Annotated in this window: 8 protein-coding genes; 2 read left to right on the plus strand and 6 right to left on the minus strand. The window is 62.1% G+C overall.

Going from position 1 to position 6,036, the window contains the following annotated elements; translation table 11 throughout:
• Window positions 1-116: 116 nt before the first annotated feature.
• Complete coding sequence (locus EN750_RS15125) at window positions 117-707, plus strand: DUF2155 domain-containing protein (protein WP_127396900.1); 591 nt, start codon at window positions 117-119, stop codon at window positions 705-707.
• A gap of 75 nt (window positions 708-782) precedes the next feature.
• A complete protein-coding gene (locus tag EN750_RS15130) occupies window positions 783-1,169 on the plus strand; it encodes a hypothetical protein (protein WP_127396901.1) in 387 nt (128 codons plus the stop codon).
• Between the two features lie 9 nt (window positions 1,170-1,178).
• Here EN750_RS15130 and aat read toward each other — a convergent pair whose 3' ends face one another.
• The 6 genes from aat to EN750_RS15160 form a co-directional block, all read right to left on the minus strand.
• A complete protein-coding gene (gene aat / locus EN750_RS15135; protein WP_127396902.1) occupies window positions 1,179-1,796 on the minus strand; it encodes a leucyl/phenylalanyl-tRNA--protein transferase in 618 nt (205 codons plus the stop codon).
• Window positions 1,797-1,808: 12 nt separating this feature from the next.
• Window positions 1,809-3,152 (minus strand): acetyl-CoA carboxylase biotin carboxylase subunit, encoded by a 1,344-nt coding sequence (gene accC / locus EN750_RS15140; RefSeq protein ID WP_013531357.1) that lies wholly within the window; start codon window positions 3,150-3,152, stop codon window positions 1,809-1,811.
• Window positions 3,153-3,162: 10 nt separating this feature from the next.
• Window positions 3,163-3,621: an acetyl-CoA carboxylase biotin carboxyl carrier protein gene (gene accB / locus EN750_RS15145; RefSeq protein WP_023812132.1), complete on the minus strand. Its 459-nt coding sequence runs from the start codon at window positions 3,619-3,621 to the stop codon at window positions 3,163-3,165.
• Window positions 3,622-3,647: 26 nt separating this feature from the next.
• Window positions 3,648-4,082 (minus strand): type II 3-dehydroquinate dehydratase, encoded by a 435-nt coding sequence (gene aroQ, locus EN750_RS15150; RefSeq protein ID WP_013531359.1) that lies wholly within the window; start codon window positions 4,080-4,082, stop codon window positions 3,648-3,650.
• 148 nt (window positions 4,083-4,230) lie between these two features.
• Window positions 4,231-5,034 carry a DsbA family protein gene (locus tag EN750_RS15155; protein ID WP_127396903.1) on the minus strand — a complete coding sequence of 268 codons (804 nt, stop codon included), beginning with the start codon at window positions 5,032-5,034 and terminating at the stop codon, window positions 4,231-4,233.
• A 61-nt stretch (window positions 5,035-5,095) separates the two neighbouring features.
• On the minus strand, window positions 5,096-6,036 hold a 941-nt coding region (locus EN750_RS15160), incomplete at its 5' end, for a M48 family metalloprotease (RefSeq protein WP_145967665.1).

Here is a 6,036-nt window from a genome sequence, read left to right on the forward strand (position 1 = left end):
GTGCAAGCCGGTCCTTTATCGCCACAATTGGTGTTTAGCTGCTTGCTGATCAGAAAACGGCGACTAGCCTTGGCGATCGACAGAATCACCCGGGCGCGAACCACCGGTATCTTTGCATGAGCTTTTCTTACTCAATATCGGCCAGTCTGGCGCTAGCCGCCGGTCTTGCCGTCAGCACCGTGGCCTTCGCCGCTTCGCCTGAGCCCGCGGCACCCGCGCCGGCGCTGCCAGCCGGAGCGGACCGGGTCACCAATGCCGTTGCCGAGTTTGCCGGTATCGACAAGATCACCGGCCGCATCATCACCTTCGATGTCTATATCGACGAGACGGTGCAGTTCGGCGCTTTGCAGGTGACGCCGCGCGTCTGCTATTCGCGGCCACAGACCGAAGAGCCGAAGACAGATTCCTTCGTCGAGGTCGACGAGATCACGCTGGACCGCAAGATCCGCCGCATCTTCACCGGCTGGATGTTTGCCGAAAGCCCCGGCCTCAATGCCGTCGAGCATGCCGTCTATGACGTCTGGCTGAAGGCTTGCAAGCAGAAGTCGGATGTGCCGGCGCCCGATGGCGCCAAGGCAGACTCGACCAAAGCCGAGGCGCCCAAGCCCGCCGCGGCCAAACCGAAAGCCGCGATTGCTCCGGACGTGACAGAGCCTGGCGTGACGGAGCCGGACGCTTCGGACCCCGATACGACCGACACCAACTGATCCTCCGGAACCGTCCCTGCCACCATACGTTGGGGCACGGATGAGCGCGCATTTATGCGCAGGGAGGATTTTCCGATGTCAAACAGCAAGCGGATCACGGCCGGCAAGGCAGAGTTGCTGGAACTTGAAAAGGGATTCTGGACGGGCGACGCGGCCTACTATGCGGCCAATGTCGACACCGAATGCCTGGTGGCGTTTCCGCAGATGGCACAGGCGATGGACAATGCGGATCTCGCCAAGACCGCAACCAAGCCCAACCGCTGGCGCGACCTGAAAATCGACCTCAAGGGTATTATCGAGCCGGGCAGCGACATCATCATGCTGACCTACGAGGCACATGCGACACGCGAGAACGGCGAACCTTACGCCGCGCTGGTCAGCACCGGCTATGTCCATCGCGTCAATGGCTGGAAGATGATGTTCCATTCGCAGACGCCATTGGAAGCCGCCACTGGGAAGTAGGCTCAATCTTCAGGGATAGAATACGGCCTCGCCCTTCAGCGCGTCGGCCAGCAACTTTTCATATTTGCCGCGCGGCACGTCGACGGCGCCGAAGCGCTTGAGGTGCTCGGTGGTGAACTGCGTATCGAGCAGCGCGAAGCCGCGTGCCTTCAAGCGCTCGACGAGATAGAAAAGGCAGGTCTTGGAAGCGTCCGTCTCCCTGGCGAACATGCTCTCGCCAAAAAACACCCGGCCGAGCGACACGCCATAGAGGCCACCGACCAGTCGGTCCTCGCGCCACGCCTCGACCGAATGACAATGGCCTATCCGATGCAACTCGACATAGGCTTCGCGGATCGGCGCATTGATCCAGGTCGAGCGCCGTTCCACGCGCTTTTCGGCGCAGCCGTCGATGGTCGCTTCGAAATCGAAATCGAAACGGATGTCGAAGGGGTTCTTCTTGATCGTTTTCCTGAGGCTTTTCGGCGCGTGAAAACCATCGAGCGGAATGATGCCGCGCGTCTCCGGCCGCACCCAGAACACCTCCGGGTCGCCGGCACTTTCGGCCATCGGGAAGACGCCCGAGGCGTAGGCCTTGAGCAGAAGGTCGGTGGGGATGCGATAGCCGGGCGCGTAGGGGCGGGTCATCGCGTCTCCGCGCTACTCTTCCTTGGCCAGGTATTTTTCCAGCCAGTGGATGTCATAATCGCCATTGGCGATGTCGGCATTGCCGACGAGATCGCGAAACAGCGGCAACGTCGTCTTGATGCCGTCGACGACGAACTCGTCCAGGGCGCGGCGCAAGCGCATCATGCACTCGACGCGATTACGCCCATGCACGATCAGCTTGCCGATCAGGCTGTCGTAATAGGGCGGGATCTTGTAGCCGGAATAGACGCCGGAATCGACGCGGATGCCGAGACCACCCGGTGTGTGGAAATGGGTGATCGTACCGGGCGAGGGGGTGAAGGTGCGCGGGTCCTCGGCGTTGATGCGGCATTCGATGGCGTGGCCGTTGAACTTGATGTCCTCCTGCTTCACCGAGAGGCCGCCACCGGAGGCGACGCGGATCTGCTCGTGGACGAGATCGATGCCGGTGATCGCTTCCGTCACCGGATGCTCGACCTGCAGGCGCGTGTTCATCTCGATGAAGTAGAACTCGCCATTCTCGTAGAGGAACTCGATCGTGCCGGCGCCGGAATAGCCGAGGTCGGCGATCGCCTTGGCGCAGATGCCGCCGATGCGGGCGCGCTCTTCGGCATTGAGGGCGGGCGAGGGCGCCTCTTCCCAGACCTTCTGGTGGCGGCGCTGCAAGGAACAGTCGCGCTCGCCGAAATGCACGCCGCGGCCAAAGCCGTCACCAAACACCTGGACTTCGATATGGCGCGGCTTTTCCAGGTATTTTTCGATATAAACGGCATCGTCGCCGAACGCCGCACCGGCTTCCGTGCTCGCCGTCTGCAGGGCGACCTCCAGGTCAGCCTCGGTGAGGGCGACCTTCATGCCGCGTCCGCCACCGCCGGCCGATGCCTTGATGATCACGGGATAGCCGATCTCGGCGGCAATGCGCCTGGCTTCCTTCTGATCGGTGACAGCGCCGTCCGAACCGGGCACAACCGGAATGCCGAGGCGCTTGGCGGTTCGCTTGGCCTCGATCTTGTCGCCCATGATGCGGATATGGTCGCCGGACGGACCGATGAAGGTGATGTTGTGCGCGGCCAGTATGTCGGCGAACTTGGCGTTCTCCGACAGGAAGCCGTAACCCGGATGCACGGCGTCGGCGCCGGTGATTTCGCAGGCCGCAACGATCTGATGGATGTTGAGATAGCTGTCGCGCGATGGCGGCGGACCGATGCAGACGCTCTCGTCCGCGAGCCGCACATGCATGGCGTCGGCATCGGCGGTCGAATGCACCACCACCGTCTGGATGCCGAGTTCCTTGCAGGCGCGCAGCACCCGGAGGGCGATTTCGCCGCGATTGGCGATGAGGATCTTCTGAAACATCAGGCCCGCTCTATTCGATCACGACGAGCGGCATGCCATATTCGACCGGCTGCGAATCCTCGAAAAGGATCGCGGTCACCGTGCCGGCGCGTGGCGAGGGGATCTGGTTCATCGTCTTCATTGCTTCGATGATCAGCAAAGTCTGGCCTTCCTTGACCTTCTGGCCGACTTCGATGAATGCCTTGGCGTCCGGCGACGGCGCCAGGTAGGCGGTGCCGACCATCGGCGAGGTGACTGCGTTCTTGGAAATATCTGCCACAACGGGCAGAGCTACGGAGGCAGCTTGCGCTGCTGCCGGCGCATAGGCTTGCTGCGGCGCCGCGATTGCATGAACAGCCGGCGCCTGCCGCGAGACGCGCACCTTCAGGTCGCCCAGTTCAACCTCGATCTCGGTGAGGTTGGTGTCGTTCAGTATGCCCGCCAGATCGCGGATCAGTTGCTGGTCAACACCGGTCTTCTTTATCGACATTTTCGAGCCTTCTGTTTGTTGGCCGGTCATAGGCGTGCGGCCAGCGCCTGTAGCGCCAGCGTATAGCCGAGCGGCCCAAAGCCACAGATCATGCCGACGGCGACCGGCGCGACCATGGAGACGTGGCGGAATGGTTCCCGCGCATGGATGTTGGAAAGATGAACTTCGGCCACCGGCAACGGTGCGACGGCGCGAATGGCGTCGTGGATGGCAATCGAGGTGTGGCTGTAGGCGCCCGGATTGATGACGATGCCGACAGCCTTGTCGCCAGCTTCCTGAATCCAGTCGACAAGGTCGCCCTCATGGTTCGACTGGCGGAAATCGATCTCGAACCCCAGCGCCGTGCCTGCCTGCTTGCAGTCGTCGGCGATCGCGGCAAGCGTCTTGCCGCCATAGATGCCCGGCTCGCGCTTGCCGAGCGCGTTTAGATTGGGACCGTTCAGGACGAAAACCGTTTTCAAAAAGCCGACCTTTCCCGGCGCCGTCATCAAGCCGGCGCGCTGGGCCCTCTATAATGGGCATAGCCGCCCGCGGAAAGAGCGCAAGTGCGTTCTTTCACTGTCCACAACAGGCGGAAATGTGCCCGTGAGAAATAGCTGGCGAGCAAGATCAGAGCGCGGCTTTCGCCGCCTCGATCTTTTCTGCCAGCACTTCCTGCCCGAGTGCTCCGAACACCACCTCGTTGCCGACGACATAGGACGGCGTTCCGGTGATCGCCAGCTTGTTGGCAAGATCGTAGGTCTTGGCGAGGGCCTCGTTGATTGTCGGGTCCTTCATCTTCTCGCGCAGCGCCGCTTCGTCGGCGCCGAGCGACAGCGCGACCTTGATGGCCGCCGCCTCGGTGGCGCGTCCCTGGCCGCCGAGCAACGCATTGTGGAACTCGCCGTACTTTTCCGGGTGCATCAGGTGGAACGCCATCGAGACCACGCTCGCCTTCTGCGAATCCGGTCCGAGGATGGGGAATTCCTTGAGCACGAAACGCAGGTCCGGATCGGTCTTGGTCAACGCCTGCATGTCGTCGATGGCGCGTTTGCAGAAGCCGCAATTATAGTCGTAGAACTCGACGATGGTGACCTTGCCGTTCGGATTGCCGACGACGCCGTCAAAGGCGGAGTTGAAGATCTGGTCCTTGGCATTCTTGATCACGCCGAGATGAGCGATGCGCTGCTCTTCCTTCTGCTTGGCCTCAAGCGCATCCTGGACCTCCAGGAGGACTTCCGGGTTTTTCAACAAATAGTCGCGGATGATGCCTTCGACCTCGGTGCGGTCGATCTTGGTATCGGCCGCCGTGGTCTCGACCGGCTGTGCGGTGCCGGCCTTGGCGATCTGCGGGTTTCCGGCAACGAATCCGAAAGCCAGCATGGCCAGTGCGACCGCAACCCCCGTGGTGCCCAGCAGCAGTGCCTTTTTCATCGTTCCTGTTCCTTCTACCTGTTTTCCGGTCTGGCTATGTCGTGGCGCGCGGCCGGAAGGTTCACTTGATCTTGGTTGACGGCTTGTAGTTTATGATATCCTGGGCGCGAAGCCAGCGAGGCTCGCCGCGTTTCATCTGCTGCTGCGCCCGCATGGCGAAAATCTTCGCATCCTTGTAGTTGCCGGAATAGAAATGGCTTTCGGCGGTGGCAAGTTCAGCGCCCGGTATGTCACCTAACTCACCGTAGGCCTGTGCCAGATAGCGATACCCGGCTGAATTTTCCTTGTCGCGCCCGAGGCCGTTGTTGATCTGCACGACGGCTTTTTTGAGGGAGTCGGGCTTGCCGACGGCCATCAGCGCCTGGCCCATGGACACCGGCAGCAGACCGGACCGCGCCGAATCGAGGCTGACCGCCTTGGCGTAGGCGTCCGCGGCTTCCTTGGGTTTGTTTGCCTTCATCAGGATGTCGCCGCGCAGTTCCTGGAAGTAAGCGTTCTTGGGCTGCGCCTTGATCAGTGCATTGGTCTTGGCGAGCGCGGCGGCGATGTTGCCGAACAGGTAGGTCGACTGGGCGTCGCCATATAGCGCGGCGAGGGTCCCTTGCATCTTTCGCATCAGCCGCGACGCAGCCGCCTGGCCTTCCATGTAGACGGCGATCTTCACCCGCACCATGTCATGGCGCTGCTGCAGCGCGGGCGGGTCCGGCCTGTCGACATTGGGGCTCTGTTTCACCAGCACTTCGAGATTGGAGATACGATCCCGCGGCATCGGATGGCTGATCCGGTAGGGATCGACTTGCGCGCCCGAGAGCGACAGCGCAGTCTGGAAGCGGTGAAACGTCTTCAGCATGCCCATGCCGGACTGGCCGGTGGCGTTGAGATAGGTGATCGCCGAGCGGTCGGCCGTCATCTCCTCGGTGCGCTGGTAGGCGAGGATGCTGCGCTGTGCCATCTCGCCGCCGCCGGCGGCCACCCCCACGCCCGCACCGGCAAGGCCGCGGC

The organism is Mesorhizobium sp. M7A.F.Ca.ET.027.03.2.1 (genome assembly GCF_003999175.1).
Lineage (GTDB): Bacteria > Pseudomonadota > Alphaproteobacteria > Rhizobiales > Rhizobiaceae > Mesorhizobium.

Coding starts and splice junctions, on each gene's coding strand:
- EN750_RS15125 (WP_127396900.1), top strand. CDS start 117: ATGAGCTTTTCTTACTCAATATCGGCCAGTCTGGCGCTAGCCGCCGGT.
- EN750_RS15130 (WP_127396901.1), top strand. CDS start 783: ATGTCAAACAGCAAGCGGATCACGGCCGGCAAGGCAGAGTTGCTGGAA.
- aat (WP_127396902.1), bottom strand. CDS start 1,796: ATGACCCGCCCCTACGCGCCCGGCTATCGCATCCCCACCGACCTTCTG.
- accC (WP_013531357.1), bottom strand. CDS start 3,152: ATGTTTCAGAAGATCCTCATCGCCAATCGCGGCGAAATCGCCCTCCGG.
- accB (WP_023812132.1), bottom strand. CDS start 3,621: ATGTCGATAAAGAAGACCGGTGTTGACCAGCAACTGATCCGCGATCTG.
- EN750_RS15155 (WP_127396903.1), bottom strand. CDS start 5,034: ATGAAAAAGGCACTGCTGCTGGGCACCACGGGGGTTGCGGTCGCACTG.